Here is a 26,630-nt window from a genome sequence, read left to right on the forward strand (position 1 = left end):
GCGAACCAGAGTATTTGAAATACAACTATCATTCAATAAAAAATCAAGTTAAAGCTGAATGTAGTTAATAAATGAATTTAGCAATTTAATAATTTTAATGAAGCTAAAGTAGAAATGCTTAAATTTTTCATTTCGTCTCACTATCTTAAGTTTACTTAGCTTGTGAGACGGATTATATATCTTACAGATTAACTACCTATAATATATATTATGGTGGGGGCGTTGTTATAAATTAAACCGGTTACTAACCAGCCTACTCTATTCTGTGTTTATGTCCATTCTTTTTGAGATTATCAAAATTTATAAAGTTTACGCTGTATTCTAATACGTCATTAACATATAATTCATGAGTCTTAGCAAATTCTTTAACCATTGTCAGTAATTCCTTATCGTAAGTTGTTTTAAATTGAATTCTGTCTTTTGGTCTGAGTTTTTTATTATAAGTAATAACACCTTGATCCAGCACAGTTTGTAATCCGCTTTCCAATAAGTAATTAGGATGTGAATTGTGTTCGGCAGCATATGTATTTAATTGTTCAATGATAGATTTGCTGACGTTCGTTCTAAATTTCACCCTTGAAGTATCAGTTTGTTGAATTAATTTCCCGTTTACTAATTTCCACATATTTTTTCTCTCCCGCTCAATTAGTCTAGACGCTGTGTCATTCTTTCTCTTTTTAGAGAATCATATATTACAGTATTGTTATTATATATAATTTCTGCCAGTTTAGGTAGTTCATACTTTCCTTTAACCCAAACACGATATATGACATTTTTAGATTGACTTAATACAGTCGTACTTTCAGAACGAAGATCCCAATTTTGGAACGTTAACAATAATCCATTAGCAAAATGCTTACTTGCGGTAGTAATGTTTAAAACATATCCTGTTTTTTGTACCCAGCCATCGCCTTCAATCAATCCCGATTATCAAGGATAGAAATCAGTTAGTATATGTCAGTTTTTTTATAAAATGTCAAATCCCCATCCACATTCTCTAGCCAAAGCTTTTCAGGAGCATGTATTCCTTCTTTAATCCAAACTTCTCCATTGCTGCCTTTTCTGATCCAAGTAATATATGGATGAACGAATTGTGGGTTTGTATCTGCTTCATGTTTATTAGGGTATGTAAGCTGCTTTTGATTTCCTGATCTTATGTTAACAACATATAGAGAGGTATTCATTTCCGGGACTGGACCCTCTTCCCACTCTTTATTTTCTTTTGCCCGTGAAACAATGACTTCGTCCTTAGACAGCCATTCAATATCAAGATCCACATAACCTGCTGGTGTATATTCTTTTTGATTAGCTGCAGCTGGAATATCTGCTATGACCGATTTTTTATTTTGAACGAAAAATCTGCCTTCACCGGAGATGTAGGCTAGTTTATTTTCTGAAGGAGCCCATTGTATCCAATCTTCATAAATAAGCATTTGCCCTACAGGTTGAAAATTGGTCCCTGATGCTGACAATACACACAGCGTGTTGCTATCAGCTGACCATGAGGCTGTAGGTGTTGCAAGAAAGCTCAGCCAGGATTGATCTGAACTCCATTTAAAAAGGTTGGCATCAACTGCAAACAGGTCAGAAGTATTTGTTTTAATCGTATAAAATGGCTTGATTTTGGTTGTATCAAGCTGAGCATCCACAGGTACTTTGAAAAGATGAACAGGTCCCCATCCTGTTGGCAATAAATTTGCTTGTGATGATACGATGAATGACTTTCCATCTGGAAACCAGCCAAAATCGCTTACTCCAAGAGATACATTTTCGAAGCCTTTCGGGATTCCGTTTTCAGTTTTGGTTACATTCAGCACTCCGAAAGAATTGTAAGCCAATTGGTTTGAGGATGGTGACCATTGGAAATTTCTTGTTTCAGCTGTTGGATAGGGCTGATAGTTCTTTTTTTGTTTCGTATCATAAACAAACAAATACATCTTTTCACCATTTTTGTCCCCGTCTAAATATGCAATAAACCTGCCATCAAACGACCACTTTGGGTCATAAACATAACGGCCAGTTGTTAGTTGATATTCTTGGCCGTTATCTATCATCCAAAGCTGATGATCTCGTATAAATGCAGCTTTAAGCGTGACTTCGGCCGAAGTTATCGGTAAATAAGTGAGAAAACTTATGATAAAAACAAACAAAACTTTAATCCCCATGGAACATCCCTCCTATATCTAAGATGTCCAGTTTCAATCTATTCATGTTGCTGTTTAAATCTAATTTACGTAAAACCAATACATAAAAAAACTCCCAGACTGAAATCGTCTAAGAGTTTTTTTATGTATGCCACATTTAACACTTCATCAAATCTAAACAACCAGTGAGTACACTTTTATCAATCTCATTCACTTTTTCATATTTTTCTTTATACACAGCTCTAACAATTTCTTTAACCTCATACGCCGATATTTCCGCTTTTTTCAAGGTTTTTAAATAAAGATTTAATGGGACAGGGCTGTCACCTGTATGCAGCGGAGGCTGCAGATAATTCATTTCTTCAAACTGGATATAGCCATTTCTTTCAAAAAATCTCTTTCTCTTCATACAGTCCTCCTTTTCTTCTGCTGTATGGGCCATTTCCTCAGTTTCTGTTTCCAGGATCAAAGATCTTAGAGATGAATTCCCCGCTGCTATAGCGTCTTCTTTTAATAATTCTTCTATTTTTGTTAGTGTTATTGCGCCTAATCCTTTGCTTCTCACTGAAGGATTAGTAACTATATAAACGATAAAGCCTGAGTTTACGTCAGCCAAATAATGTCCTGTTGCGAAGGAAACCATATTCTCTCCCTCAAATCCCGCTATTAACCGAAACGTGTTAAGCTTTTCATTTTCTGCATAGGCCATCCCTTTTAAAAATGTGGATGCTGGCTCCCTTACTTCGAATGGAAATGTCTTGTTATAAAGGTTGAAAACCTCATCTAAATGATTCGAATGCTTGTCTGTGATTTCTTTCCATGTAATCTTCATTATTTCCTGCCTTCTTTTAAATTACTTGCATTGATGTGCTGTGAATGATTCTGCCTATTTTGCTTGCAAAACCTCTTTAAGCGTGTCCCTGAAGATCCTGTTTAATTTTGAAGTAGGATCTTCATTCTTTATATTCAATTGTTTTGCGTACTCTTTCAGTCTGATGAGTTCAGAATCTAAAAACTCATTAATACCATCAATTTTAGGTTCTCTGTCTAATTCATCACCGCTGATCTTCCGTTCAAGCAAAGTCAAAATTTCATCTTTAAGCAAACCACCCTGCAGCATTTCATCAAGGAGTACTTGAAATTCCATCGGAGGAAATTCACCGAGCTTCTCAATCCATCTGGCTGCAAGTATCGGCCGAAGTACATAAAAGTATTTTTTAATTCGTACTGTATCTCCTTGCAAATACTCGCGGTAGTTATTGCCTGCCATATTCAAATAGTGATAAATGGCAGAATGAGGAGTAAATACCTCTGTTTGCAGAGCTGCCATTTTATCAATTGTTGAAAAAGCCTGATAATAAACAATTGGAGACTTCATCCATTCCATTAAAGGCGGGTTTGATTTTCTGAATAGCTTAAGCGCCTTTGTCAGGTCCCAGCCAGACACATCCAGAAGATCATTTATCGGACGTTCAATTACATCACGATTGGAGCCGACTCCAACAGGGTCAATGCTTAAGTAATGTTCCGCTTTATGTATATAGATAAATCGAACGTCATAGTCACTGTCTTTTGAAGGGAATCCCCATGCTCTGCTGCCGGATTCGCAGGCATAGAGAATTTTCACCCCATGAGTTTCTTCAATTTCTTTCAGCACTTCAAGTATTTGCTCTTTCATGTTGTAATCTCCCAAATGATTTTTCTTATAAGTATACATGACCATTTTCATCCTCTGAAGGATTTTTAGAAAAAAAAGAAACTGCCGCAGCAGCCTCTTCAAAACTTTCTTATTTCCATTCTGCGAGCACTTCATCCAAACAGTCAAACTGGGAAGCCATACCCTCTTCGACTCCCATTTCAACAACTTTCTTCAATTCATCTTCTGACGGGAATCGGGAACGGACTGTGAGTTTTGTATTTTCACCCGAATCTTCAAACAGCATGGTAGTGATCATTTCAGGCATTTGATCTGATATGCTGCCGTCTGAATCTGAGAATGCATCGGCATAGACTATTTTTTCTGGTACGGCAATTTCTTTATAAATCGCTTTGCCCCACGATTCCATCCCATAAAAGTCACCCTGGTTTTTATCCTCGCAGCGCATGCAATAGTGCCAAACACCGTCTTGTTTAAATTCAAACGTTTTATTTTCTGTTTTCCATCCTTGCGGCCCCCACCAGCTTTCCAGGTGCTTCGAGTCAGAGAATGCTTTAAATACAAGTTCTCTCGCAGCATGAAAGGTTCTCTCCATAATCAATTCTTTGCCTTCAATACGTGAAGTCATGTTGACGATCCCTTTGTTTAATGACATATCAGGTTCCTCCCAAAAATTGATTTACCCTATGTCATTCTTCCTGCAGGGCGTTAATTCCTGCATGAAATATTATTACATAAAAAAGTGCTCCCATCTGATGGAAGCACTTCTTTACTGAATGACTATCTTTCTTCGCCAACTTGCACAGCTTGATTAGAAACCATTGTATCGTCATTTATTTTAAATAGCGGAAGAATCAGCAGTGTTCCAAGTAAGAAAAGTACGCCTGAAACTGTGTAAACCCCTGATAGTGTCAGCGGTGTCTTCAGAATCCCTGATAGGGACATGCCGGCAACCATCATCCCCATAAACAGAGGATTAAGAACACCGTTGACACGGCCAACAAATGATTCATCTGTATTTTTAAGAATCAGTGTATTGATTCCAATGTGGATGCATGGGAAAAACATGCCGTTTAACAGCTGTAAACCAATAGTAAGCGGAAAGCTCGTTGACCATCCGATGCTGATGGTAAAAATCATGCTTGAGAAGATTCCGATTGCAAGAAGCTTTTGAGGCGAGATTTTTTTAGAAAAGGCAATGACAATACCGCCTCCGGCAAGCATTCCGATACCGTTCGCCATGATCAGCCACTGCAGAAAATCTTTGGACAAACCAAGATTTTCAATTGTAATAAAAATCATCAGCGGAGAGATTAATCCGACTGCCAGACCGCAGGCTGCAAAAACGCCGCCCATTGTAGTCAGAACTTTTTTCCCGATGACATATCGGAAGCCGTCTGCTAGTTCCTTCTTGAAACTTGATTCTTCTTCTGTTTGAACTTTTTCAAGATCACGCGGCAAGAAGGTCAAAACGGCAGCAGATAAAAGGAACATAACTCCCATCACAATGATTGAGGTATAGATGCCGTAGGATTGGTAAACAAGAGTTCCGATTACTGGACCGATTACCATAAAGACAGCCATTAAGGATTGAAAAATAGCCATGGCAGATTGCAGCTGCTCTTCTGGAACGTGCTGTTTTAACAGTCTCATAGCTGATGGCATCGAGAATTGCGAAAGAATCGCTGAAACCAATGTTGCAAAGAAAATGGCATGCCATGAACCGTAAATCAAAGTCAGCAGAACAACAAAGATTGAAACGGCCGAGAGTATGTCACACCATACCATGGTAAGTTTAGGCTTCCACCTGTCGGCAAATGTCCCTCCAATAATAGAAAAAATAAATATCGGGGCGAACTCAGCAATGGAGATAAGAGATACATATACAGGATCATTGCCGGTAAGGTCAGTAACGTATAATAAGATAGCAAAATTTCTGATCCAGATGCCAAGCTGAAGTAAAAAGTTTGAGCCCATGATCGCAAGTACGATCCTGTTTTTAAATAAGTTTCCTGAAGGCTTCCCGTGTGCGGGCAAAGCTTCAGCTATGTTTTTTTCCATTTTCATCATGCCTTTCCTGCTTGAAAAATTCTTGCATTAATGATGCAAATAAATCTTTTTACCCCCATGTTCCCCTTTCATCTATCATTTCAGACCAAGAAACAACACGCACTTTCTAAATATAATGCCATTTCTCAAAATCATTCGTCATTTATATTCTGTTCCTTCCCTATAAACCCCTTCTGCTTTGCATAAAAAAGAGATCTTAAGAAGGTACAAAGAAAATTATATACGATTATTGGAAATTAGAGCTACTCTTTTTTCTTAAACAAAAAAAGGGCTGCTGCCCTTCTTTATCTTTTATTTCATTTTTTTAGCCAACCCATGCCAGATGTAGTAAACGTCCTTGCATAGTGCTGCAGCATCCTGCTGAATCCAGCCTAAAAGATCTCTTGTCGTCCGTTCCTTTTCTGAAATGGGGACAATGCCTTTTCCCGTCTCAAGCATGATCATAATAACTTCCCTCTCAAGCTCGGCCAACTCATTCAAATAAATTCGGCAGTTTTCTCTAAGGTTAGAAGCATCATTGTTGTCTTCCATGATCCATTGTTCGAATCCTTCCAAAACAAGCGGTGCTTTTGAAGAATTATTTTCTTTCCACTGAAGCATTTTATGGCCTTCATATGCTGAAACCCATGTGGCATTGTGCCATTTCCTCTTCACAAAGGCTCTTTTCCCGCTGAAGGCTCCTCCGATAATGAGATGCATTTCCATGTCCCCCTTTCTGATTTCAGCTCAAGTACAATGCCCTTTCCAAAAGATACAGAAGTGTCCCAGAATGAAGCTTCCGGAACAAGTTCAGATACGATTTTTCTAATCACCCCGCCATGAGTTATAATGGCTGCACGGCTGAATTTGGATTTCTGAATCTCCGATAAGAAAGATGAAACCCGATCATGAAATGCAATGCCGCTTTCTCCGTCCGGCGTGCTTGTAATCTCCCAGTTATCAAGCCAGCTGGAATAATGAGAATCATGTTTTAAGTCCTCATATGTTTTGCCTTCCCAGGTTCCGAAACTGATTTCCCGCAAGCGCGAGTCTTGAACAGTGGCTTCTTCAGGAAACAAAAAAGCTGCCGTCTGCTGACATCGGAGTAAATCGCTCGAGAAGACAATATCAGGAAGATGGTTATCAAGGTATTTTTTTAGAGATTCATATTCTATTAATGAATCTTCCATTACAGGCAGGTCCGTATGGCCTAAATATCGTTTATCTTTATTCCATTCCGTCATCCCATGCCGAATAAGAATAAGCTGTAAAGTACGGCGAGATTCCAAAGCTCAGCCCCCTCAATTGATGCACCGACTGTATCTCCGTTTATTCCTTGAAACTGTCCTACAGCCCATTTTCCGAAGAGATAAGAAAAGCAGACCTGCAGGAAAAACATTATAGAAAAAGTCACCGGGAAGGCTGCAAATGGAAGAAGCAAGCAGGCTGCGATGAACACGTCCCGCTTTGATAAATGCTGTTTCCAGTAATGCGCCATTCCCTTGTTTTGAAAAGGACGGAAAAAGAAAAGCTGCAATAAAGCCTGAAACCGGGCTAACATGGGAATTGCGAGCAAAAACAGACTGTTCCCGTTACCCTCTAAAAATGCATATAACAGCACACTCTTCCAAAGCAGCAAAAAGACAGCGCTCAGCACCGCAAAACTTCCTGCCCGCGAGTCTTTTAATATCTCAATCTTTTTTTCTGTACTTCCGTTAGAACCAACGGCGTCTGCCACATCCATGACACCGTCTAAATGGAGACCTCCTGACAGGAAAACCCACAGAGTAAGGAGGATAAGTGTCAGCATATAGAGCGGAAGCAGTCCATTCAATAAATAATAGACAAGATACAGTGTTCCTCCTATTGCGAAGCCTGCTAAAGGATAAAACCGCAGTGCCCATTTAAGGGTTTTGTGATCCATTGGGCAATTCACCGGAAGAGGAATCCTTGTCAGAAATTGAAGAGCAAGAATCGCTCCATACATCATTAGTTTCATAGTGGTCCTCCAGAAGAAATCTTTGAAACATTTTTTGTCAGGACGCCATTGATCTTCCAGGCGACCGGTATTCCGCAGATGACTTCAAGTACTGTGTCTGCTTCTCTGACAGTCAGTTTATGTAAATCTTCAAGACAGCTTATATAATTTGCAACATATTTGTCCTGAATAGGAAATCCTTCATTCACATCATTTGACACAATGTAAAGGGTACATTCCTTTTTACGGGCAATTGATAATGTCCTTTCTAACCTTTTCACTATATCGTTTGATGAAAGGTTTTCGCTGAACATTAAACTGCTCGTCCAGACGGTTAAACAATCTATCAAAACTACAGTTTTGTCTGGGAGATTTTTGAGAGTTTGATCAATAAAAAAGGCTTCTTCAATGGTCAGCCATACATCTCCCCTGTCTCTTTTATGCAACGCTATCCTCTCAGCCATATCCTCTCCCGTATCTTCAGCTGCGGTTGCAATATAGTAGGGTTTCTCCCCTTTAGCTGTGTCCAATGCCATTCTTTCTGCTAAACTGCTTTTCCCGGACCGTGCTCCGCCTGAGATAAAGGTAATCATGATGTTTTTCTCCATTTCCTTAAGGCAGCAAGCAGCTTTTCATTTTCCTCTCTTGTCCGGATTGCAAGGCGGATAGAGGATCCTTCTATCCCGTGAAAATTCAGCGTATGCCTTGCAAGAATCCCTTCATTTGCAAGGTATAAAAGCAGGGGTTCGTGGTTTTTAAGCAGCGGATCGTTTAATAAATAAAAGTTGACCATAGAATCTGAAATGCTGAAGTTTAATGCTTGAAGCTCCGTTTTTAGATGCTTCCATTCTGCCTGCAGCCATTTCTTTGTTTCTGCCAAATGATCATATGTATGCGGCAAAGCATGAATCATGCCAAGAGCAGCACAATTGACGCTCCATGGAACGGACATGGCTTCAATTTTCTTGATGATGGAATGACTGGCTAATATATAGCCTGATCTTATTCCTGGCACGGCATATATTTTGGTAAGGGAGCGAATGATGATGAGATTGGAATAGTGCTGCAGCAGTCCTTCCAGACTTTCGTCCATTTCTGTAAAATGAATGAAGGCCTCGTCAATGATGACTGCTTGATTATTCAGGCTAGCATAATCCATGAGCTTTACTACCGCTTTCTTAGAAATTATTTGTCCAGATGGATTGTTGGGTCTGCACAAAAACACCACATCGCTATTAAACTTTCCGGAACCCGTCTCTAACTCCTTATAGCTCAGATAGGTCACCTCAATATCATTACTGAGGCAAGCACGTTCATATTCGCTGAATGTCGGCTGAAAGATGCCTGCTTTCCCATTCTTGAAAAGTCTTGCGGCAAGGAAAATAGCTTCTGCTCCTCCATTTGTCAGGAGAATGTTTTCAGGTTTTACCCCTTCAAAAGCTGCCAGTATAGCTCTTTCTTCCGGATACTCAGGATCAGGGTAAACATTACTTGTGTGAGTGATGCTTTCTTGCATGGCTTTGAGTATTGCCGCTGGTGTTCCAAGCGGGTTTAAGTTGGCGCTAAAATCGAGGAACTCTTTCTTTTTAATTCCCTTATTTCTTAGAACAGCTTTCATTCTTGCCGTTTTACCGCCGTGCTGTGGCCACATATTATTGCCTCCCTAGACCAAATAGGATCAAGTAACCTGTTAAAAACAGAATCCAGGCACTGTTCAGAATGAGAATGGACTTTTTGATATGGATAAAAGTCAAAGGTTCGAGCGGATCTCCAAGCCTTGCCCGTTCTGATACCATTCCGCCATATACATTCACCCCGCCAAGCTGAATGCCGAGCAGTCCCGCGGTCATGGCTTCCGGCCAGCCGGCGTTAGGACTTGGATGCTTCGGTGCATCTCTTTTCGTTATGGAGATTGCATGTAATCTTCTCATTTTTTTTATGAAAAGACTGCCGGTCCACATACACCCTGCGCAAATACGGGCTGGAATCAAATTAAGCAAATCATCAAGCCTTGCTGATCCATAGCCGAAGTCTATAAATCTTTCATTCTTGTATCCGACCATCGAATCGAGTGTATTGACTGCCCTGTATGCAAGCGCGAGCGGCGCACCGCCTATAATGGCATAAAACAGCGGGGAAATGATGGCATCAACCGTATTTTCTGCAACCGTTTCAACGGTTCCCCTGACAACTTCAGGTGAAGAAAGTTTGTCAGTATCTCTTCCAACAATAAACCCAAGTTTTTTGCGTGCTTCAACAAGATCTCCTGACATAAGAGGATGATAGACTTCCATTGCTGCATCCCTCAGCCCCTTAATAGCGAAAGTCGTAGAAATAAGATAGATTTCAATAGCCATTCCAAGCAGATAAGAAATCGCATAAAGCTGTTTTAGCAGAAACAGAGAAATAATAAAAACAGTAAAAGGCAGATACACAGCAAGCATGATGCCTTTAAGCTTTTTCCTGTCCCCTTTATTCCATGCTTTTTCAATTGTGCTGATAACCTTTCCGAAGAAGATGACAGGGTGCGGCAGCCATTTCGGATCTCCGATTACAAGATCAAGCAATACACTCAGCAAAATGAGCAGGGCAGTTCTCTCATCGAAAGACTGCATGAGGAGTCTCCAGTCTTTTAAGAGCAGTCTGCAAGAGATCTTCGGCTGCTTCAAAGATCCGTTCTAGATCAGCCGGATTTTGCTGTTTTTTCTGAATGCCAACTACGATTTTTTCAAAGTTCTGCTCAGAATCCCATTTGATCGCATTTATTTTTAAAGCCAAATTAATTAAATTCGCGTCATCTAAAGGTGCATCCATCAAGATTGCGGCGTTCACTTTTCCGTTGTTTGGAGAATGAGATACGATGGCACAAAACGAATAGCCGCTTTGATTTACAATATACGAATTCTGTTGCAGCTCATGTTGCGGCAAGTTGTCATTTAAAGACCACAGAACATAAGGCTGTTTGCTTGAGATAAAAATGATTTCTCCGTTTTCTGTCTGTTCTGTTTGTGAAAAAATCCACTGTCTGCTCCAATGAAGACCTTTTCCGTCGTCTCCTGCCGAAAGTGTTCTGAAAGGCTGCTGCATTTTTATATATGCGCCCCTTTCTGTTTGCTGAATTTGGACGGCTGACAGGAAACTGACAGGTTTTTCTGCCATATATTCAGGAGAGAGGGAAATTTGTGTTTTTGAAACAGATGGATGAGAAGTGAAATTGAGCATAACTTCATACACATTTGAAAAAGTATTCTCGTTTTGTGGATGAAGGTCCTCATACTTCCCTTCCAGTTCGCCATTTTTAAGCAATCCGATTGAATCTGCATAGAGTGATGCCAAGTTCAGGTCATGCAGAATGGCAAGTATGGTAAGGTTCATGTCTTTTTGCAGTTTTTTCAGTAATTCCAAAAGCTCTTTCGTATGCTTCACGTCTAAATGATTTGTTGGCTCATCAAGCAGAAGGAGTTCCGGCTCCTGAGCCAGCGCTTTAGCAAGCAGCACCCTTTGTTTTTCTCCGCCGCTTAAGGAATGATAAGGGCGTTTGCGGTATTCCCAGACGGAAGTCTGCTTCATGGCAGTTTCTGCTGCTTGCAGGTCCTCCACCGTGTTTTCTTTGAAAAACAGCGCTTTTTGATAAGGATACCTGCCGAGCATGACAATCTCTTCAACTGAAAAATCAAGCCCTGCTTCGTTTTCCTGGGTCATAACGGCCGCTTTTTTAGCGAGTTCTCTTTGAGAATACGAACCCAGCGGCTTTTCACCTAGAAGGATTTCCCCATCGTGTACGGGCAATGCTCCCATGATCATTCGGATGATTGTCGTTTTTCCGCTGCCGTTCGGGCCGATTAAAGCAAAAAAACGTCCTTGTTCAATGGAAAAAGAGAGATTCTTGATGACCGCTTTTTTTCCATTATAACCACCAGTCAGATTATTGACCTGAAGCATATGCATCCTCCCTTTGTTTAAAGATGTGTCTTTTTCTGTTTTCGATTTTTGATCAGCAATAAAGTAAATATGGGTGATCCGATCAGCGCTGTTACGACTCCTATTGGAAGTTCTTTAGGTGAGATAATGGACCTTGCGAGCAGATCAGCGAGAACAAGATACCCTCCTCCTATCAGCATAGAAAGCGGCAGAACATGCCGGTGATTTGCTCCTGCCAGAAGACGGACGAGATGGGGAATTACGAGTCCTACAAATCCGATCGCTCCTGACACAGCCACGGCGCTTCCAGTTAAAATGGATGCCGCTATCAAGACAACTGTTTTCTTCTTTTTTACATTCATTCCTGTAAATTGTGCTGCCTGCTCTCCAAGTGCCATATTATTCAGTTCACGGTAATGGAAAAGAATGACCGCAGCCCCAAGTATAAAGAACGGAACGATTAATTGAACGTGCCCCCATCCTCTCATAGCTACGCTTCCCATGATCCAATAGAGAATCTGACTGATATCCTCACGGGGAATCAGGGCAATCAGCAGGGAAATAAACGCACTGATAAAGGAGGAAATGATAATGCCTGCGAGGATAATGGTTTCATTTGTAAGCTTTCCGCTTGCCAAGTGAGTTAAAGCAAAGACGATGAGCAGCGTCAGCATACCAAAGAGAACTGCGATGATCGGCAGGGTAAAACTGCCCAGAATGGTGATTTGAATTTGAAAAAAAATAATAATGACCGCTCCAAGAGAAGCTCCAGATGAAACACCAATCGTATACGGATCAGCAAGCGGGTTCTGCAGCAGTCCCTGAAATGCAGCACCGGCAAGCGACAAGGATGCTCCAACAAAAAAGGCGAGCAAAACTCTTGAGAACCTGATTTCCCAGATGATCATTTCTGTACTCTTTTCCCCCTGAAACAGATGAAGATGAAACATTTTGCCTGCAAGGATGTTTAAAATATCAGGGACGGTAACATTTACCGCCCCCACAAAGACTCCTGATATCATGCTGATGATGGCAAAGATTGCTGCAAATAAAATAAGAAACCGATGTTTATTTTTTGAAAATATCCGGATAAATGAGTTTTCCAAGCTCTTCAACTCCATCTGCTAAACGCGGTCCAGGACGGGTCACCATGTCGCTGTTTACATCAAACACGTGTTTTGACTGAACAGCTTTTACTTCCTTCCAGCCGCTTCTGTTTAATACTTGATCTGCTGGATTATCTACGTAGTAGCCATATGTAGTGATGATGACATCCGGGTTGCTGCTGACGATTTTCTCTTCGTCCATTTTCACCCAGCCTTCTTCAGCTGCTGCAACATTGACCGCTCCAATCATTTCAAGCATTTCATTCATGAATGTTCCTTTACCTGTTGTGTAAATATCCGGCTGCGGAGAGACTTCAATCCATACGCTTTTTTCCTCTTTAACAGCTTTTGCTTTTTCCTTGATCGCTTTAACTTTTGCATCCATATCCGCGATGATGCTGTCTGCTTTATCTAACGTTCCTGTAGCCTTCCCTACAGTGCGGATGGCAGTGTATACCTGGTCAAACGAATTTTGAGAGCCGACAATAAACACCTTGATGCCTGCTGCTTCAAACTGTTTGATGATTTCCCCGTGATTTTGAGCATGGTAATCCTGAAGAAAAGCTACATCCGGCTGCAGGGCAATGATTTTCTCTGCATTTAAATCCTGTGCCCCTACTTTTTCCTTTTTTAAAGCTGCTTCAGGATAGTTATCATAATCAGAGACACCGACAATTTCCTTGTCAAGTCCGAGGGCAAAAAGCATTTCAGTCGTGCTCGGAAGCAGCGAAATAATTTTCTCCGGTTTTTCTTCAAGTGTTATTTCGTTTCCGGCATCATCTGTAACGGTTACCGGAAAAGCTTCTTCCTTTTTTTCAGCCTGCTGTGTTTGTTCCTGGCTTTTGCTCGCTTGCTGAGTCTGTTCTCCCTGTGTACATCCTGATAGGATTCCTGCCAGTAAAAGCAGCATAAGGGCAATACGATGAAAATAAGTGCCGAAAGATGGTTTCATTTTTTTCTCCGCCTTTTATGTCATTGTCTGTTTTTTTATTTTAGTGTGCGTTCTTTTGATATACCTGCTGTATCGAATGTTGCCATTCCCTTCACCATTTCCGCGGCTGCTTCAACGAGCGGGTAGACAAGGACAGCTCCAGTTCCTTCGCCAAGCCTCATTCCCAAGGACACAAGCGGTTTTTTCCCAAGTAAGTTCAATACATGAAGATGTCCCGGTTCAACCGACAAATGACCGGCAATCATGTAATCACACACATGCCGATTTAATTTAGACGCAATGAGCGCTGCTGTTGTACATATAAATCCATCCAGTATAACCGGAATTTTTTTGGAAGCCGCGTAAAGCATGGCGCCTGCCATCGCCCCGATCTCAAAACCGCCTACCTTAGCAAGAACATCAATCGCGTCATTTGCGTCAGGCTGCAGCTTATTTAGAGCTTTTTGAATCACTTCTGCTTTATAAGCAACCTGCTTTGACTCGATTCCCGTTCCTCTGCCAGTCAGCTCCTCAGGCTTTAATCCGCTTAGAGCGGCTGCAATGGCACTGCTTGAAGTTGTATTGCCAATGCCCATTTCTCCGAGGATCAGAAGCTTAGCGCCGTTATTAATCATGGCATCTGCCCGCTGCATTCCCACTTCGAGTGAACGGACTGCCTCCATTCGCGTCATGGCAGGCTCAACCGCAAAGTTTTTTGTTCCATAAGCGATCTTTTCAGAACGGACACCTGGAATATCCGTTTTCACCCCTGTGTCCACAATTTCCAGCAGCCCATTTACCCGTTTTGTAAAAACGTTTATAGCTGCTCCTCCAGACAGAAAATTGTTGACCATCTGAGCCGTCACCTCTTGAGGATAGGCAGAGACGCCTTCCGCTGTTACTCCGTGGTCTGCAGCAAAAACGATGACACCTGGGGGGAAGACTTCAGGTTTTACGTCAGATGTGATTTCTGAAAGCTGCACAGCAATCTTTTCTATTTCTCCAAGGCTGTTCATTGGCTTTGTTAAAGAGTGTATATAGGCTAAAGCTTCGAGCCCTTTTTGCTTGCTGACAGGCTCTATCGCATCTATTTGCTGATAACTATCAATCATTTTGTTTCACCTCCTTTAAATAAAACGTTTTCATTGATTCATAAATCTTTTTCACATCAACAGAGTCTCTGACGCAGGCAGCAAGTCTGTCATACTCATTTTCTTTTAAAGAACGAAAGCGGAGCGAGCGCTCAATCGGTTCCAGTCCTTTTTTCTGCCGCAGCATGTTCAAATAAATCCCCCTGAATTCATCATTATGAAAAACATCATGCAAATACGTGCCGAACACTTGTCCATTACGTGCGGTACAGCCTTCTTCGATTCCAGAGAGGACTGAAAAAGGACTTATATCATGTGTTGCTGCTGTTTGTCCCATATGTATTTCATATCCGGATAAAGAAATGTTTTCAAACCCTTTTAAATTACAATAACCGTCAGAACGGATGGTTTTCTTTTCAGAAAAAATCGTCGTACATACAGGGAAAATTCCAATTCCGGTCAGTTCCTGATGATCTGATTCAACCCCGTTTGGATCAAATACATGTTCCCCGAGCATTTGAAAACCTCCGCATATCCCTGCAAGGTGAGTGCCCTTTTCATAAGCTGAGATGATTTTGTTATAGAGCCCTGTCTGCTTTAAAAACAGCAGGTCTTCAGCTGTATTTTTCGTTCCAGGTAAAATAATGAGATCAGGGTTTCCAAAATGCGCTGCTTTTTTAACAAAACGGATATTCACATCAGGCTCAAGCCTTAACGGATCAATATCTGTAAAGTTTGATAATCTTGGGTAACTGAGAACCGCCACATCAAGCTCAGCATCGTGGTTGGTGCCGTTTGCATACCGGTTTAAAACAAGAGAATCCTCCCCATCTATTTCCAGGTCCGGCAAAAAGGGAACAACTCCAAGCACCGGAAGCCCTGTATATTCCTCAAACCAGTCCAACCCCGGCTGCAGCAGAGAAAGATCGCCTCTGAATTTGTTGATGATGACCCCGATTATCCGGTTCTTGTCCGCCTCACTCAGGAGCTGCAGGGTTCCGACGAGGCTTGCAAAAACGCCTCCTTTGTCAATATCTCCAATTAAAATGACTGGAGCCTCTGCGATTGCCGCTACACGCATGTTCACAAGCTCACGGTCATTTAAATTCACTTCTGCCGGAGACCCTGCACCTTCGATCACAATGACTTCGTATTTGTTAGACAGTTTCATCAGCGAATCCTTGATCGCCTTCAGCCCTAAATGATAAAAATCCTCTCTGTACTCGGCTGCCCTCATAGTTGCATAAGGCTTCCCATGAAAAACCACCTGAGATTCCATATCTTTTGAAGGCTTGATCAAAATGGGATTCATATCAGTCGTGGCTTCTATTCCGGCAGCCTCCGCCTGAATTCCCTGAGCTCTTCCGATTTCCTTCCCATCCCACGTAATATAAGAATTCAGAGCCATATTTTGAGATTTAAACGGAGCAGTTTGATAGCCATCCTGCCTGAAAATCCTGCATAGCGCCGTGACGAGCATACTTTTTCCTGCGTCAGAATGTGTGCCCTGAATCATGAGTTTTAATGTGTTTTGTTCGTCAATATTCAATTCCATAAATGGCATCTACACCTTCGTCGTAATAGTGCTTTTCTACATTGATGACAGATACGAGATCTGCGATTTCTTTTATATCTTCTTTTGCATCTCTCCCTGTCAGAACAATATGAACGTGTTTTGGGCGGTTTTGAATCGTATGTATTACATCTTCTATTGGCAGAACGTCATCAACCGGGAATTTCTGAATAGCCAGCGCGTTATTGATTTCATCAAGAATGACCACATCATACTTGCCGCTTTCTATCTTTTCTTTAGCTATAACCCAGGCTGATTTTAACGCTTTTCTGTGAATATCAGGTGTTTTTGTCCAAGTGAATCCGGCCCCAAGCTGATGAATTTCTGCGCCGCTGAGTTTTTCAAGCACATTTTTTTCGCCATAGGTTCTTTCGGGTGATTTAATAAATTGAAGGATGGAGACTTTCATTCCTCTTCCGATTGCCCGGACAGCAAGACCGACGGCCGCTGTTGTTTTTCCTTTGCCATTACCCGTATAGACAAGCACTCTACCTTTTTGATCATTTCCTGTCATTCCCGCATCTCCTCTTTTTGTCTATAAACATAAAAAAGACCTTGAACTGAATAGGAAGTCAGTCAAGGCCTTTGATAAGCAAAATCTTACACACTAAGGGTACCTGACTTATTTTTCCCACCGAAAAACAAGCAATCAATCGTTAAAAGCAGGTCTCCTGGCTTCACGCTTCATTTTCTATTGAACCTTCCCAACTTAAAAAGTCAGTGGCGTCTCAACTGAATCTGCGCTTACAGTAGCGGGGGCTGCACCGGATTTTAACCGGTTTCCCTATTATCCTGATTTTTTTCAGGCACTTTTAAAGAATCATATTTTTTGTTCATTGTAAGCTATAAAAATGGAAATGTCATCAAATTCTTTTTAATTATGATGCTTATCAATCTGATTATTTCTCGGCGAGGGCTAAATCTTCCAGCTCCAGACGTGTCGTTGTTTCCATTTGAGTTTTCTCTCCGAACCGAAGATTGATCCGCTTTTTAAATAACGGGCCATCATACACAAAGGTATGGTATTCTCCTGCCTCACCCATAGGACAGATCGACTCTGCCTTCATTTTTTCTATTAGCTGCTGATCAATTTCCCTGCCAAGCCATGCTGGGTCAAGCACATCATCCTGAGTTCGGATGATGACTGCTTTGTATCCGCTGTTTGCAAATGCCTGCAGGGCCTGCGCTGCTTCTTTCTTCTCCATCCAGAGCGGGTACAGTGCCTCTAACCCGGCAGAGTTTGCAGCATTTTCTCCCCAGCTGCGGTGTTCATCAAGATATAAATCTCCGAAAGCTGCGCTTGTTAGATGATAGCTGTTCTTCAACTCCTTAAGAGAATCTATAAAACTTTGAGTATATCCTTTAAATGTACATCGAATAAAATGCACAGGAATTCCTAAGGCTTCACTTTGTTTTAGAATCGCTTCCATTTTCTCGCCATGTCCGAACGTTCTTTCCAGCTCCACGGGTACAGTGGTTACAAGACAGGCAATTTCAAAGCCCTGTTCAATTAGCTTATGGAGTGCCATGCAGCCATCTTTGCCGCCGCTCCAAGATAGGGCAATCTTTTTTTTCATTGTATTCACCGCTTTCATGTAAGTATGTATGTTTTGCTCTTTTCCCCATTTGATTATGATTCAAAAGAAATTGCAAGTCAAAAGAAAATGCCGTCTTGAGGAGTGTATTAATATACATTAACTTGCTTCTAAAGGCGGTTATTTTTCTATCAAAAAACACCAAAATGAATAAACATCCACTTTGGCGTCTGGCTTTTTAAAATCATCTCATTACTTTGAGGTTTTTTGACTCTTCCAGAAGGTTTTGTGACTCATATAAAATCTCACCGTTAATCATCGTTAATTCTACTTTGATCTTTTTTATTTCTGTTTTATCCACTTTTAATATACCTTCGCTTAGCACTACGAAATCTGCCAATTTTTGAGCTTCAATGCTGCCTTTGATGCTTTCTTCAAAGCTTGCGTAAGCACCGTTCCATGTATAGGCGCGAATAGCTTCCAGCACAGTAAGACATTGATTTTTTCCCACGGGTGAACCGCCGCTTGACTCTCTGTTGACAGCAGCATGGATTCCGAGCAGCGGATCAAGAAAAGTCACCGGGGCATCAGATCCAAATGCAGCAATAATCTCTTTTTCAAGAAAATCGCGTGCTGGATACATAACATTCACACGCTCTCCGTAATACTCCAGATACTTGTCTCCATTTGCATACATAAAGACGGGATTTGGTGTTACGACAACTTCCAGATCTTTTATTCGTTCCTGCAGATCGCAAGAAGCAATACCCGCATGCTCAATCCGGTGGCGGTGATTGTGCCGAGGGAAATCAGAGAGTGCCTTTTCAAAACAATCCAGCAGCATTTCAATCGCTCTGTCGCCTTGTGCATGAGCGGTAATTTGAAAGCCTTTTTGATGTGCTTCGCCCAATATTCGGTTTAATTCTTCCTGGGTGTAGTATAAAATTCCATAATCACTGGAGTTATGTGTATAAGGTTCCCGTGTTGCAATTGTAGGTCCGACACTGCTGCCATCTGTAAAAACTTTAGCCGGGCCGATTTTAAAGCGGTCATTTCCAAGTCCGGTTACCGGACCTGCATCAAGCATTTTCCGGATGAAATCATGAGAACTGGTTAATGAACCCACCATCGCATAGACTCTTACCCGAATATCATTTGACTGGACGGCCTGCTGCATGATGCGCAGCGTATCAGCACCGCCGCCATATCCGCCCGCATCATGAACACTTGTTATGCCCGCTTTAATAAATGCATCTGAAGCTAATTTCATTCCTTTCTTGACTTCATTTTCACTGAAACCTGCATATTGAAAAAGCTGCATATGCGCATTTTCAATCAGTTTTCCAGTCAATTCTCCATCAGGAAAGCGTTCGATGATTCCCCCTTCCGGATCTTTAGAATCTCTTGAAATTTTGGCTATTTCCAAAGCTTTGCTGTTTGCAATTGAAGTATGATTGCACGTGCGGACAATGACGATTGGATGCTCAGCTGATAGCTGGTCAAGCTCTTGTTTTGTAGGATAACGATGTTCAGTCAGCTTTCCTTCGTTGAATTCCGTGGCGCGAATCCATTGTCCCGGAGGAGTTTCTTTTGCTTTTTTTCTCAGTGCTTCAAATAGATCTGACAGTGATTGAATAGAAGGGTCAGTGCAGCTTACTCCCAATAAGTTCGTCCCATATATTGTGAGATGAATATGGGCATCAATAAACCCCGGCATGAGCGTTTTTCCGTTAAGATCGATGACAGTTGTATCATCACTGATATATTCTCTTATTAAGTCATTTGATCCGACTGCCATAATTCTGCTGCCTTGCACTGCAGCGGCTTCAGCTATGCAATCTGCTTCATCAATTGTGAGAACCTCTCCATTTATAAAGACAAAATCTGCTTTCATTATGTTCTCCTTTCATGTCTGAAATAACAATCGCCGGCACCTTGGACAAGGAAACCGGCGGGTTTATTATAAAAAATTAAGCAACATCAATATATCGTTTGGCGTCTTCTGCTTCTTGAGGTTTTGTTAAATAGCAAACTGTCACCATTACAACAACGTTAGTCATCAATCCTAAGATGCCGGCATGGATGCCATATGGCGTTGAAGCTGCGACGAGCTGGAAGTAGTAGTTTACGACTGTGCCGGCCAGTAATCCGGAAATGACTCCAACTGCCGTTGCCCGTCTCCAGTATAAAGCGCTGTAAACTCCTGGTGCGAATTGGACGATTGAACCATATGCCCCCAATAATAGAGCAATTAATCCCTGACCGCCAAAGATCGTAATGTAATACGCAATCGCACCGATGACAAAAACACCGATTCTCATAATAAGCAGCGTCTTTTTATCTGAAAGGTTTTTCCAGATGTTTTTGACGACACCATCTGTCACTTCGAGTGAAGCACTGTGAGTAATGGCATCAGCAGTCGACATCGCAGCAGCCAGTGCGCCGGCTCCGACAAGGCCGTAAACCCATCCAGGCAAATTCATGACAGTGGTTATTAAATATGGCAGAACTTGATCTGCATTTTCAAGCTGACCTGCATCTACGACACCCTTTGCTGCAAATCCCACTAGTAGTAGCGGCACAAGGAACAAGGCGAATATCGGGTATGCGAGTACCGTCTTTTTAATGGTTCTTGAATTAGATGCATATGATTTTGAAAACAAATGAGGCCACATGATAAAGCCGATTACGGATACTAAAATGGTTGTTGAATAAGCAGTCGGATCCATCGTTGAACCGGATTTTCCGATTTGGAGAAATTCAGGCTGCTCTTTTATGATGTTAGCAAACATCTCTGTTGTCCCGCCGTGCAATTGATTGACGATGGACAATCCGACTACCCAGGAAATAATAATCATCAATAATCCCTGAAAAACATCTGACCATGCCGCAGCCCTAAGACCGCCGGTTGCAACATAAATCACCACTATTCCGTATGATACAAGAGCTCCGAGCCAAAATGGAATCCGGCCCTCTGTCATGATGTTAAAAATGTGGGCCATCCCTGTCATCTGTGTAGCCAAATATTGAACAGATGCAAATAATGCGATCAGACCTACAAGTATGCCTAAAATAGGACTGTTATATCTTCCTTTCATAAAGGCAGCAACAGTGTACAGATTGTACTTTCTTCCGATTTTCCCTATTTTTGGCCCGATAATATACCAGGGTAAGATAGCAAAGGCAGTATAAGTAATAATATAGAGTGCAGGTGCGCCTTTTGAATAAGCCCATCCTGGAGCTCCCAGAAACGAGAAGGCACTGAATACGGCACCGCCCATCAAAAACCACATGACGAATAATCCAAGTTTACCGCCGGCTATTGCAAATTCCTCAAGCGAACCCCCATCTCTGCCTTTTCCTGCAGCAACTCCGATAATTAAAGCGATGATCAAGTAGGCAACCATCATAATTAATGCAACCTGCCAATTGGGCATTATAAATCCTCCCCTGCGTCTTTTTCCGGATCAAGAAAATATAAACCGATTAAGGCAGCAAATGTAATGATAATCCATAGGATCACCCAAAAAAATGAAAAAGGCAGTCCGAAGATAATGGGTGTTGCCCGATTTCCAAGTTCAAAAAAGGGAAAAACCAGCATCATAAAAGGAATCAGTCCAACAGTTATAAAAAGGGCAGTGAATTTACGGCTGCTCATCCTTCATCTCCTCCTCTTTCTTTAATCTAGAGCCATTTTCAAAGCCGTTCTATATAATAGCTCCGTTCCCAGCGAGATGTCCTCAATCGTTGAAAATTCTTTAGGATTGTGGCTGATGCCGTCTTTACAGCGGACAAAAATCATCCCATACTCACATTCATAGGACATTGCAAGCGAGTCATGAAACGGTCCGCTCATTAATTCAATCGCATTCAGTCCGATCTTTGCGCTCTCATTATTCATCAATTTTTTTATTCTTTCAGAGCAATACCGCGGTTCACTATTTGTATCTTCTGAAATGGTATAAGTCAGACCGTGCTGCTCTGCGATCGTGTGGATCTTTGTTCTCAGCTGATGTTCAATGAGATCGCGCCGTTCAATCTCAATATCTCTCAAATCGATTGTAAAGCTTACTTTTTCTGGAATGATATTTCGTGAGTCAGGGAAAATCTTCATGCTTCCAACTGTGCCGACTGTTGGCGACGAAACATCTTCACTTGTTAATTCATTGAGCGCAACAACGATTTTGGCTGCTCCAACCAGCGCATCCTGTCTCATGTGCATAGGGACAGAGCCGGCGTGTCCTGCAAAGCCCTCCAATTCTACCGTCAGCCATAGTGGACCCGAAATGCCTGTAACAATTCCTACTGGTGTATTTTTTGCTTCAAGAATCGGTCCTTGTTCAATGTGCAGCTCAATAAAGGCGGAAATACTGCCAGCAGCATATTCTGATTCCTTGAATTTTTCAGGATCACATCCAAATTGTATTAATGCCTCTTTTCGAGTCATGCCGTTTTTATCTGTCCTGTCTAGCTCGTTTTCTTCCAGTTTGCCGAGGATGCCTCTGACTCCAAACAAACCTTTGTTAAAACGGCAGCCTTCTTCATCACAAAACGCGGCGATCTCAATTGGCATATTTGGAGTAATATTCAGCTCTTTCAAGGTTTGAACGGCTTCTAATGCACCTATAACACCGATTACTCCATCAAATCTTCCTGCATAAGGCTGTGAATCAATATGAGAACCAAGCATTAAGACGGGAGCCTCGGGATTCCTTCCTTCAAGCCGTCCAATCAGATTTCCAAAGTGATCAATTCTTGCCGTTAATCCTGCTTCTTCCATCCAGCCTTTTACCGTTTCAACTGCAGCTTTGTCTTCAGGAGACAGAGCCAGCCTGCATACTCCTGTATCACTGATTTTCCCTATCTGTGATAGAGCATGTATTCTTTCTTCCAGCCGGGTTTTGTTGATTGTCAGTGTTTTTTCGGTCATCCATATCTCCTCCTGTGTGAATTTATAGAATATTCTGTATTAATAGTATAGCAAATTTCTTTCTATTACATTTTTCTTAACGTAAAATGAATCATGATATGTTTTTACACTTTGTCCTATAGAATGGTTAATTAGAATTATTTTGCGGGTTCATTGTACTTTTCTGTCTATACCTATAAAATAGAATGTATATTATATACGGCCAATGGAGGTCCATTCATCAATGAAAGCAAGATATGAACTAAATAATATGAATTTAACGCTCAGCAACGTTACACTGCGGGATTCGGTGGACAGCTATGTGCTTTTAAAAGCTGCGGATGAGAATAATAATGAAGTAACCATTAAGCTTTCACACGATCAGGCAGAATTTTTGGAAGCGGAATTCAAAGATTTAAATCGAAGAAGAAAATTCTACTCTGACACTGTGCGTTCGGTTGATAAAGTTGAGGAAGAAGAAGATTCATATAACCTGTTCAGCAGTGAATTCTTTAATGAGGAAAAATGAAAGGTATGTCGAATATGACATACCTTTTTTCCATTTATAGATTTTCATTCTGCTGCTTAATTTCATCTCCGCCTAACATGATGTTGGCAGACTCTGTATTTCTGAGTTCATCTACAGAGTCTCCTGATATGTCCCTGAAATTAGGATGCGCTTGTCCGTCTTTCAGCTTCAAAAACGGCTCCTCTTTTTCTTTTCTCATGATTGTACCCTCCTTTTCTTAAAGGGTTTGTTAATAGAAACATGTCTATTCGTCCTATTTACATGAATCGATAAGACAAGTTTTCATTCCTCCTGACATATAAATTTATAAATATAGATAGGAGGTAGATTCATGCGCTTTGTCTTAATTAAAAAGAAATGGATATTATTTGGAGCAGCACTTTTTACTTTAATAGGAATTGGCAGCTTGTATTATTTTAGTCCGGCGGCAGCTCCTACCTTAAAAATGGAAAATAACAGCGGGAATCTGGAAATCAATATGGTTACTGGGGAATTCAAATCAAAAACAGATGACGGAAAAGAGATTGAAGCATACAGATGGGATCCTGGAACGATTTATGTGCCTGAAGGAAAACAAGTAACGTTAACGATTCATGGGGTGAACGGCAGTGAGCATCCATTCAGTATTGAAGGAACGGACATCACTGGCGTCGTGAAAAGAGGGTCCAAAACAGTCATTCCATTAAAATTCGATAAAGAAGGAATTTACCGACTCATTTGCGATACACACTCCCATCACGGACAAGGTGTGCCGATGGTAGCGTATATAGTTGTGGATTAAGGCTTGGGTTATATTTTAGAGGACAAGATTAGGGAACTTCAATTATGACTTGAAGTTCCCTTTTCAATCGCTGCCTGCCTATAATGTTTTAGCCTATTGCTCCTTTTAACTGTTTGGTTTGTTTTATTAAAAACATCCAAACTGCAGCAAAAACAATGAACATGGTGAAAAATAACATGGGCAGCTGATAATAGTTCCATTTAGTTGGGCCGTAATGCTCCATTTGTAGCTGTTTTTCAATTGTTGATTCATAGGAGCTTTTATATTCATACTGTACGATCCATTTCTCATTCGCCATCACGACAGTTCCGTAATCATAATCACTTGGTTCTATTGGCTCTGTATTATGAATTGTTCCTTCACTGCCGATTACCACTTCTGCTCTTTTATAGTCAATCGGAAAATGAGTGTCAGGCCCTTCTAATACAAACTGATTTTCCTGCAGCCAATCTTCTAAACCTTTTACAGGGAAAACTGCAATGATATTCAGCTTATCCTGATATTTATCGTAAACCTTGATAAGATCTACTTCACTTGTTTTCGAAAGGTCAATTGAATCCTGAAGGACATCAAATACATCATTCATTATTGTTTCTTTTTCTGCTTTCACGAAATTTAACTGATTCAGTTCGTCATGAAACTCTTTTTGATCCATTATAGATAAAGCCAGAAAAATGCATCCCAGCACAAATGCAAGAACAGCAATTGCCCTTATATAATTCAGAAACCGTTTCTGAATTTCAAAAAACTCTGTTAAACCTTTCAAGATTTGCTGTTTCCCGCCAAAATTGATAATGGCAATCCGTACAGCCTCTTTTTCTGACTTCCCTTCTGCTTTCAGCTCTTCCACACTTTCAATTAAATGTGAGCGCATTTCCTGCATGAGATCATCAATTTCATGTCTGTTTCCTTTAACATCTTTATAAATAGAGTTAACATACTTATCTATTTGATTCATCTGCCTCTCCCCCTCCTAAAAATGAATCCATCATTTCTTTTACAAACTGCCATTCCTTGCGCTTCTCCTCAAGACCTTTCATCCCTAACGGTGTCACCATATAATATTTCCTTCTGCCTCCCGGTCCCTGTTCATCACCCCAGTAAGAGGAAACCCACCCGCTTTTTTCTAATCGCTTTAAAGACAAATAGAGCGTGGCTTCTTTTAATTCAAATTGATTCTTGCTTTTTTCGCGTACGATTTTGGCCAGTTCATACCCGTACATATCCCGTCTGTGCAGCAGCGATAAAAGTAACGTATCAATATGTCCCTTAAGAACCTCTTTATTAATTTCCATTTTTTATCACCTCTTTAGTATAATATAAAAAATAATACCTAATAATGCAAGGTATTATAAAAAATAAAAGAAGCTGCAGAAACTGCAGCTTCTTTATTCGATTGACACTAAGATGTTTGCAGATTTTTATCTTTTCCAAAAATCGCAATGCTTTGCCGGTCCGTCACAAATTCACGACCATTCCATTTCAAAACATTCATCATGTATCCTAATCCATCTGCACTGTACCTGCCTGCGATATTCTGATATGCATCCAGTTCATAGATCCCGTCCCGTTCAAAATCGACCGGGTACAGTCCTGAAAGCGGTGCTACCCAGCCCTCAACAGGCTGCTTTAAAGTGCCGTCTTTAGTATAAATTTCATTCAGATACTCCTCCCCTTTATACTGAAGGTCAAGAATATATGTTTTAGCCGGGTTTAAACTATTTACTTGGGCCTTGTATTGATCTAGATAAAAAACTTCGTATTTATTTGATTCATTAAATGTTTCAGAGTCGAATATCTGTTTAAAGTTCCTGTCCATGTAGGAAAAAACATAAGTGAATATAATGCCTCCGCTGCCGCCTGAGTTAATGACTATTAAAATATCTTCTGCTTTATTGCCGGTGAGATCACCTAAAAACAAAGAGGGTTCATATCCTGCATTCTCTTTTAAAGGAATTTGCTGCACTTCGCCAGTGGCTCCATTTTTAACATTTAGCGTGATATTCTGCAGAAATGGACTGTCCGGAGTTTGATCTGCTGTCAGATAGACGGTATCTAGTATGCCATCTCCAGTAACGTCGCCTTTTTCCTCGGTCACAATATAACGGCTCATCTCAGGGGAGTTTAGGTAAAAATCAGCAAAATAAGGACTGTTTCCCTTCAAATTTGCTGCCTGATGCCATGAATAATGATCATTTTTTAAGATTAGGACAAAGTGCTCCTCTTTGTATCTATAGGCAGCGGCGATTTCCATGATTTGGTCTCCGTCAATATCACCGACAAGTATAGCCTTGCGGTTCATCGGATGCAATATTTCCAGCACTTCAGCTTCATGCGGTAAAAATTGCTTTATCAAAGGCAAATAATTGTTCGTTATCGGATTCATTCTGCACCTCTTTATAGAAACATTTGATACACTATACTAT

At 41.0% G+C, this 26,630-nt stretch carries 30 protein-coding genes and 1 riboswitch; of the genes, 2 read left to right on the forward strand and 28 right to left on the reverse strand.

Annotated elements, in window-relative coordinates; all coding sequences use genetic code 11:
- Positions 1–253: 253 nt before the first annotated feature.
- The 24 genes from ABEQ24_RS05970 to ABEQ24_RS06085 all read right to left on the reverse strand — a co-directional run bounded on the left by ABEQ24_RS05970 (position 254) and on the right by ABEQ24_RS06085 (position 22,915).
- A complete protein-coding gene (locus ABEQ24_RS05970) occupies positions 254–625 on the reverse strand; it encodes an rRNA methyltransferase (protein ID WP_430005902.1) in 372 nt (123 codons plus the stop codon).
- A 20-nt stretch (positions 626–645) separates the two neighbouring features.
- Positions 646–921 carry a hypothetical protein gene (locus ABEQ24_RS05975; RefSeq protein ID WP_430005903.1) on the reverse strand — a complete coding sequence of 92 codons (276 nt, stop codon included), beginning with the start codon at positions 919–921 and terminating at the stop codon, positions 646–648.
- Between the two features lie 26 nt (positions 922–947).
- Positions 948–2,165, reverse strand: a complete 1,218-nt coding sequence (locus ABEQ24_RS05980) for a translocation protein TolB (RefSeq protein ID WP_430005904.1) — start codon at positions 2,163–2,165, stop codon at positions 948–950.
- A gap of 136 nt (positions 2,166–2,301) precedes the next feature.
- Positions 2,302–2,976, reverse strand: coding sequence for a GNAT family N-acetyltransferase (locus ABEQ24_RS05985; protein ID WP_430005905.1), 675 nt, complete (start codon positions 2,974–2,976; stop codon positions 2,302–2,304).
- A 54-nt stretch (positions 2,977–3,030) separates the two neighbouring features.
- The gene (locus ABEQ24_RS05990) at positions 3,031–3,822 is read right to left on the reverse strand and encodes a nucleotidyltransferase domain-containing protein (RefSeq protein ID WP_430005906.1); all 792 of its coding nucleotides are present in this window, start codon (positions 3,820–3,822) and stop codon (positions 3,031–3,033) included.
- A 109-nt stretch (positions 3,823–3,931) separates the two neighbouring features.
- Positions 3,932–4,456, reverse strand: coding sequence for an SRPBCC family protein (locus ABEQ24_RS05995; protein WP_430005907.1), 525 nt, complete (start codon positions 4,454–4,456; stop codon positions 3,932–3,934).
- A gap of 125 nt (positions 4,457–4,581) precedes the next feature.
- Positions 4,582–5,862, reverse strand: a complete 1,281-nt coding sequence (locus tag ABEQ24_RS06000; protein WP_430005991.1) for an MFS transporter — start codon at positions 5,860–5,862, stop codon at positions 4,582–4,584.
- A 300-nt stretch (positions 5,863–6,162) separates the two neighbouring features.
- A complete protein-coding gene (locus ABEQ24_RS06005) occupies positions 6,163–6,570 on the reverse strand; it encodes a bifunctional adenosylcobinamide kinase/adenosylcobinamide-phosphate guanylyltransferase (RefSeq protein WP_430005908.1) in 408 nt (135 codons plus the stop codon).
- Positions 6,522–7,139, reverse strand: a complete 618-nt coding sequence (locus ABEQ24_RS06010; RefSeq protein WP_430005909.1) for a histidine phosphatase family protein — start codon at positions 7,137–7,139, stop codon at positions 6,522–6,524. The genes ABEQ24_RS06005 and ABEQ24_RS06010 overlap by 49 nt, the downstream gene beginning before the upstream one ends.
- Positions 7,091–7,849, reverse strand: coding sequence for an adenosylcobinamide-GDP ribazoletransferase (cobS, locus tag ABEQ24_RS06015; RefSeq protein ID WP_430005910.1), 759 nt, complete (start codon positions 7,847–7,849; stop codon positions 7,091–7,093). Before cobS ends, ABEQ24_RS06010 begins: the two co-directional genes overlap by 49 nt.
- Positions 7,846–8,421, reverse strand: a complete 576-nt coding sequence (locus ABEQ24_RS06020; RefSeq protein WP_430005911.1) for a bifunctional adenosylcobinamide kinase/adenosylcobinamide-phosphate guanylyltransferase — start codon at positions 8,419–8,421, stop codon at positions 7,846–7,848. The genes cobS and ABEQ24_RS06020 overlap by 4 nt, the downstream gene beginning before the upstream one ends.
- Positions 8,418–9,479, reverse strand: a complete 1,062-nt coding sequence (locus tag ABEQ24_RS06025; RefSeq protein ID WP_430005912.1) for a pyridoxal phosphate-dependent aminotransferase — start codon at positions 9,477–9,479, stop codon at positions 8,418–8,420. Before ABEQ24_RS06025 ends, ABEQ24_RS06020 begins: the two co-directional genes overlap by 4 nt.
- 1 nt (position 9,480) lies before the next feature.
- Positions 9,481–10,443, reverse strand: a complete 963-nt coding sequence (gene cbiB / locus ABEQ24_RS06030; RefSeq protein ID WP_430005913.1) for an adenosylcobinamide-phosphate synthase CbiB — start codon at positions 10,441–10,443, stop codon at positions 9,481–9,483.
- A complete protein-coding gene (locus ABEQ24_RS06035) occupies positions 10,427–11,770 on the reverse strand; it encodes an ABC transporter ATP-binding protein (RefSeq protein WP_430005914.1) in 1,344 nt (447 codons plus the stop codon). Before ABEQ24_RS06035 ends, cbiB begins: the two co-directional genes overlap by 17 nt.
- Before the next feature lie 17 nt (positions 11,771–11,787).
- Complete coding sequence (locus ABEQ24_RS06040) at positions 11,788–12,855, reverse strand: FecCD family ABC transporter permease (protein WP_430005915.1); 1,068 nt, start codon at positions 12,853–12,855, stop codon at positions 11,788–11,790.
- Positions 12,818–13,807: an ABC transporter substrate-binding protein gene (locus ABEQ24_RS06045; RefSeq protein WP_430005916.1), complete on the reverse strand. Its 990-nt coding sequence runs from the start codon at positions 13,805–13,807 to the stop codon at positions 12,818–12,820. The genes ABEQ24_RS06040 and ABEQ24_RS06045 overlap by 38 nt, the downstream gene beginning before the upstream one ends.
- A 35-nt stretch (positions 13,808–13,842) precedes the next feature.
- Positions 13,843–14,898, reverse strand: coding sequence for a nicotinate-nucleotide--dimethylbenzimidazole phosphoribosyltransferase (gene cobT, locus ABEQ24_RS06050; protein WP_430005917.1), 1,056 nt, complete (start codon positions 14,896–14,898; stop codon positions 13,843–13,845).
- Positions 14,891–16,432 (reverse strand): cobyric acid synthase, encoded by a 1,542-nt coding sequence (locus ABEQ24_RS06055; RefSeq protein WP_430005918.1) that lies wholly within the window; start codon positions 16,430–16,432, stop codon positions 14,891–14,893. The genes cobT and ABEQ24_RS06055 overlap by 8 nt, the downstream gene beginning before the upstream one ends.
- A complete protein-coding gene (cobO, locus tag ABEQ24_RS06060) occupies positions 16,416–16,964 on the reverse strand; it encodes a cob(I)yrinic acid a,c-diamide adenosyltransferase (RefSeq protein WP_430005919.1) in 549 nt (182 codons plus the stop codon). The genes ABEQ24_RS06055 and cobO overlap by 17 nt, the downstream gene beginning before the upstream one ends.
- Positions 16,965–17,094: 130 nt before the next feature.
- Positions 17,095–17,279: riboswitch (cobalamin riboswitch) on the reverse strand.
- A gap of 70 nt (positions 17,280–17,349) precedes the next feature.
- Entirely contained in the window at positions 17,350–18,027 is a 678-nt protein-coding gene (locus tag ABEQ24_RS06065) for a diphthine--ammonia ligase (protein ID WP_430005920.1), read from the reverse strand.
- Between the two features lie 202 nt (positions 18,028–18,229).
- Positions 18,230–19,879: an amidohydrolase gene (locus tag ABEQ24_RS06070; RefSeq protein ID WP_430005921.1), complete on the reverse strand. Its 1,650-nt coding sequence runs from the start codon at positions 19,877–19,879 to the stop codon at positions 18,230–18,232.
- Between the two features lie 76 nt (positions 19,880–19,955).
- The gene (locus ABEQ24_RS06075) at positions 19,956–21,422 is read right to left on the reverse strand and encodes a sodium:solute symporter family protein (protein WP_430005922.1); all 1,467 of its coding nucleotides are present in this window, start codon (positions 21,420–21,422) and stop codon (positions 19,956–19,958) included.
- Entirely contained in the window at positions 21,422–21,643 is a 222-nt protein-coding gene (locus tag ABEQ24_RS06080) for a DUF3311 domain-containing protein (protein WP_430005923.1), read from the reverse strand. The genes ABEQ24_RS06075 and ABEQ24_RS06080 overlap by 1 nt, the downstream gene beginning before the upstream one ends.
- A gap of 21 nt (positions 21,644–21,664) precedes the next feature.
- The gene (locus tag ABEQ24_RS06085; protein ID WP_430005924.1) at positions 21,665–22,915 is read right to left on the reverse strand and encodes a M20 family metallo-hydrolase; all 1,251 of its coding nucleotides are present in this window, start codon (positions 22,913–22,915) and stop codon (positions 21,665–21,667) included.
- 223 nt (positions 22,916–23,138) lie between these two features.
- Here ABEQ24_RS06085 and ABEQ24_RS06090 point away from each other — a divergent pair, with 223 nt between their 5' ends.
- Complete coding sequence (locus ABEQ24_RS06090) at positions 23,139–23,423, forward strand: hypothetical protein (protein WP_430005925.1); 285 nt, start codon at positions 23,139–23,141, stop codon at positions 23,421–23,423.
- 34 nt (positions 23,424–23,457) lie between these two features.
- Here the strand turns inward: ABEQ24_RS06090 and ABEQ24_RS06095 are convergent, their stop codons facing one another.
- Positions 23,458–23,622 (reverse strand): hypothetical protein, encoded by a 165-nt coding sequence (locus ABEQ24_RS06095; protein WP_430005926.1) that lies wholly within the window; start codon positions 23,620–23,622, stop codon positions 23,458–23,460.
- A gap of 132 nt (positions 23,623–23,754) precedes the next feature.
- Here ABEQ24_RS06095 and ABEQ24_RS06100 point away from each other — a divergent pair, with 132 nt between their 5' ends.
- A complete protein-coding gene (locus ABEQ24_RS06100; protein ID WP_430005927.1) occupies positions 23,755–24,204 on the forward strand; it encodes a cupredoxin domain-containing protein in 450 nt (149 codons plus the stop codon).
- 88 nt (positions 24,205–24,292) lie between these two features.
- Here ABEQ24_RS06100 and ABEQ24_RS06105 read toward each other — a convergent pair whose 3' ends face one another.
- The 3 genes from ABEQ24_RS06105 to ABEQ24_RS06115 form a co-directional block, all read right to left on the reverse strand.
- Positions 24,293–25,162, reverse strand: a complete 870-nt coding sequence (locus ABEQ24_RS06105) for a permease prefix domain 1-containing protein (protein WP_430005928.1) — start codon at positions 25,160–25,162, stop codon at positions 24,293–24,295.
- Positions 25,146–25,499 carry a PadR family transcriptional regulator gene (locus ABEQ24_RS06110; RefSeq protein ID WP_430005929.1) on the reverse strand — a complete coding sequence of 118 codons (354 nt, stop codon included), beginning with the start codon at positions 25,497–25,499 and terminating at the stop codon, positions 25,146–25,148. Before ABEQ24_RS06110 ends, ABEQ24_RS06105 begins: the two co-directional genes overlap by 17 nt.
- A gap of 107 nt (positions 25,500–25,606) precedes the next feature.
- Positions 25,607–26,590 carry a hypothetical protein gene (locus tag ABEQ24_RS06115; protein WP_430005930.1) on the reverse strand — a complete coding sequence of 328 codons (984 nt, stop codon included), beginning with the start codon at positions 26,588–26,590 and terminating at the stop codon, positions 25,607–25,609.
- Between the last annotated feature and the right edge of the window lie 40 nt (positions 26,591–26,630).

It is taken from the genome of Metabacillus idriensis (assembly GCF_050483325.1).
Lineage (GTDB): Bacteria > Bacillota > Bacilli > Bacillales > Bacillaceae > Bacillus_P > Bacillus_P idriensis_A.

Coding starts and splice junctions, on each gene's coding strand:
- ABEQ24_RS06075 (WP_430005922.1), bottom strand. CDS start 21,422: ATGCCCAATTGGCAGGTTGCATTAATTATGATGGTTGCCTACTTGATC.
- ABEQ24_RS06065 (WP_430005920.1), bottom strand. CDS start 18,027: ATGAAAAAAAAGATTGCCCTATCTTGGAGCGGCGGCAAAGATGGCTGC.
- ABEQ24_RS06090 (WP_430005925.1), top strand. CDS start 23,139: ATGAAAGCAAGATATGAACTAAATAATATGAATTTAACGCTCAGCAAC.
- ABEQ24_RS06025 (WP_430005912.1), bottom strand. CDS start 9,479: ATGTGGCCACAGCACGGCGGTAAAACGGCAAGAATGAAAGCTGTTCTA.
- ABEQ24_RS06020 (WP_430005911.1), bottom strand. CDS start 8,421: ATGATTACCTTTATCTCAGGCGGAGCACGGTCCGGGAAAAGCAGTTTA.
- ABEQ24_RS06105 (WP_430005928.1), bottom strand. CDS start 25,162: ATGAATCAAATAGATAAGTATGTTAACTCTATTTATAAAGATGTTAAA.
- ABEQ24_RS06055 (WP_430005918.1), bottom strand. CDS start 16,432: ATGGAATTGAATATTGACGAACAAAACACATTAAAACTCATGATTCAG.
- cobS (WP_430005910.1), bottom strand. CDS start 7,849: ATGAAACTAATGATGTATGGAGCGATTCTTGCTCTTCAATTTCTGACA.
- ABEQ24_RS05995 (WP_430005907.1), bottom strand. CDS start 4,456: ATGTCATTAAACAAAGGGATCGTCAACATGACTTCACGTATTGAAGGC.
- cobT (WP_430005917.1), bottom strand. CDS start 14,898: ATGATTGATAGTTATCAGCAAATAGATGCGATAGAGCCTGTCAGCAAG.
- ABEQ24_RS06095 (WP_430005926.1), bottom strand. CDS start 23,622: ATGAGAAAAGAAAAAGAGGAGCCGTTTTTGAAGCTGAAAGACGGACAA.
- ABEQ24_RS05980 (WP_430005904.1), bottom strand. CDS start 2,165: ATGGGGATTAAAGTTTTGTTTGTTTTTATCATAAGTTTTCTCACTTAT.
- ABEQ24_RS06000 (WP_430005991.1), bottom strand. CDS start 5,862: ATGGAAAAAAACATAGCTGAAGCTTTGCCCGCACACGGGAAGCCTTCA.
- ABEQ24_RS06005 (WP_430005908.1), bottom strand. CDS start 6,570: ATGCATCTCATTATCGGAGGAGCCTTCAGCGGGAAAAGAGCCTTTGTG.
- ABEQ24_RS06070 (WP_430005921.1), bottom strand. CDS start 19,879: ATGAAAGCAGATTTTGTCTTTATAAATGGAGAGGTTCTCACAATTGAT.
- cobO (WP_430005919.1), bottom strand. CDS start 16,964: ATGACAGGAAATGATCAAAAAGGTAGAGTGCTTGTCTATACGGGTAAT.
- ABEQ24_RS06045 (WP_430005916.1), bottom strand. CDS start 13,807: ATGAAACCATCTTTCGGCACTTATTTTCATCGTATTGCCCTTATGCTG.
- ABEQ24_RS05985 (WP_430005905.1), bottom strand. CDS start 2,976: ATGAAGATTACATGGAAAGAAATCACAGACAAGCATTCGAATCATTTA.
- ABEQ24_RS06115 (WP_430005930.1), bottom strand. CDS start 26,590: ATGAATCCGATAACGAACAATTATTTGCCTTTGATAAAGCAATTTTTA.
- ABEQ24_RS06110 (WP_430005929.1), bottom strand. CDS start 25,499: ATGGAAATTAATAAAGAGGTTCTTAAGGGACATATTGATACGTTACTT.
- ABEQ24_RS05990 (WP_430005906.1), bottom strand. CDS start 3,822: ATGAAAGAGCAAATACTTGAAGTGCTGAAAGAAATTGAAGAAACTCAT.
- ABEQ24_RS06100 (WP_430005927.1), top strand. CDS start 23,755: ATGCGCTTTGTCTTAATTAAAAAGAAATGGATATTATTTGGAGCAGCA.
- ABEQ24_RS06085 (WP_430005924.1), bottom strand. CDS start 22,915: ATGACCGAAAAAACACTGACAATCAACAAAACCCGGCTGGAAGAAAGA.
- ABEQ24_RS05970 (WP_430005902.1), bottom strand. CDS start 625: ATGTGGAAATTAGTAAACGGGAAATTAATTCAACAAACTGATACTTCA.
- cbiB (WP_430005913.1), bottom strand. CDS start 10,443: ATGCAGTCTTTCGATGAGAGAACTGCCCTGCTCATTTTGCTGAGTGTA.
- ABEQ24_RS06035 (WP_430005914.1), bottom strand. CDS start 11,770: ATGCTTCAGGTCAATAATCTGACTGGTGGTTATAATGGAAAAAAAGCG.
- ABEQ24_RS06080 (WP_430005923.1), bottom strand. CDS start 21,643: ATGAGCAGCCGTAAATTCACTGCCCTTTTTATAACTGTTGGACTGATT.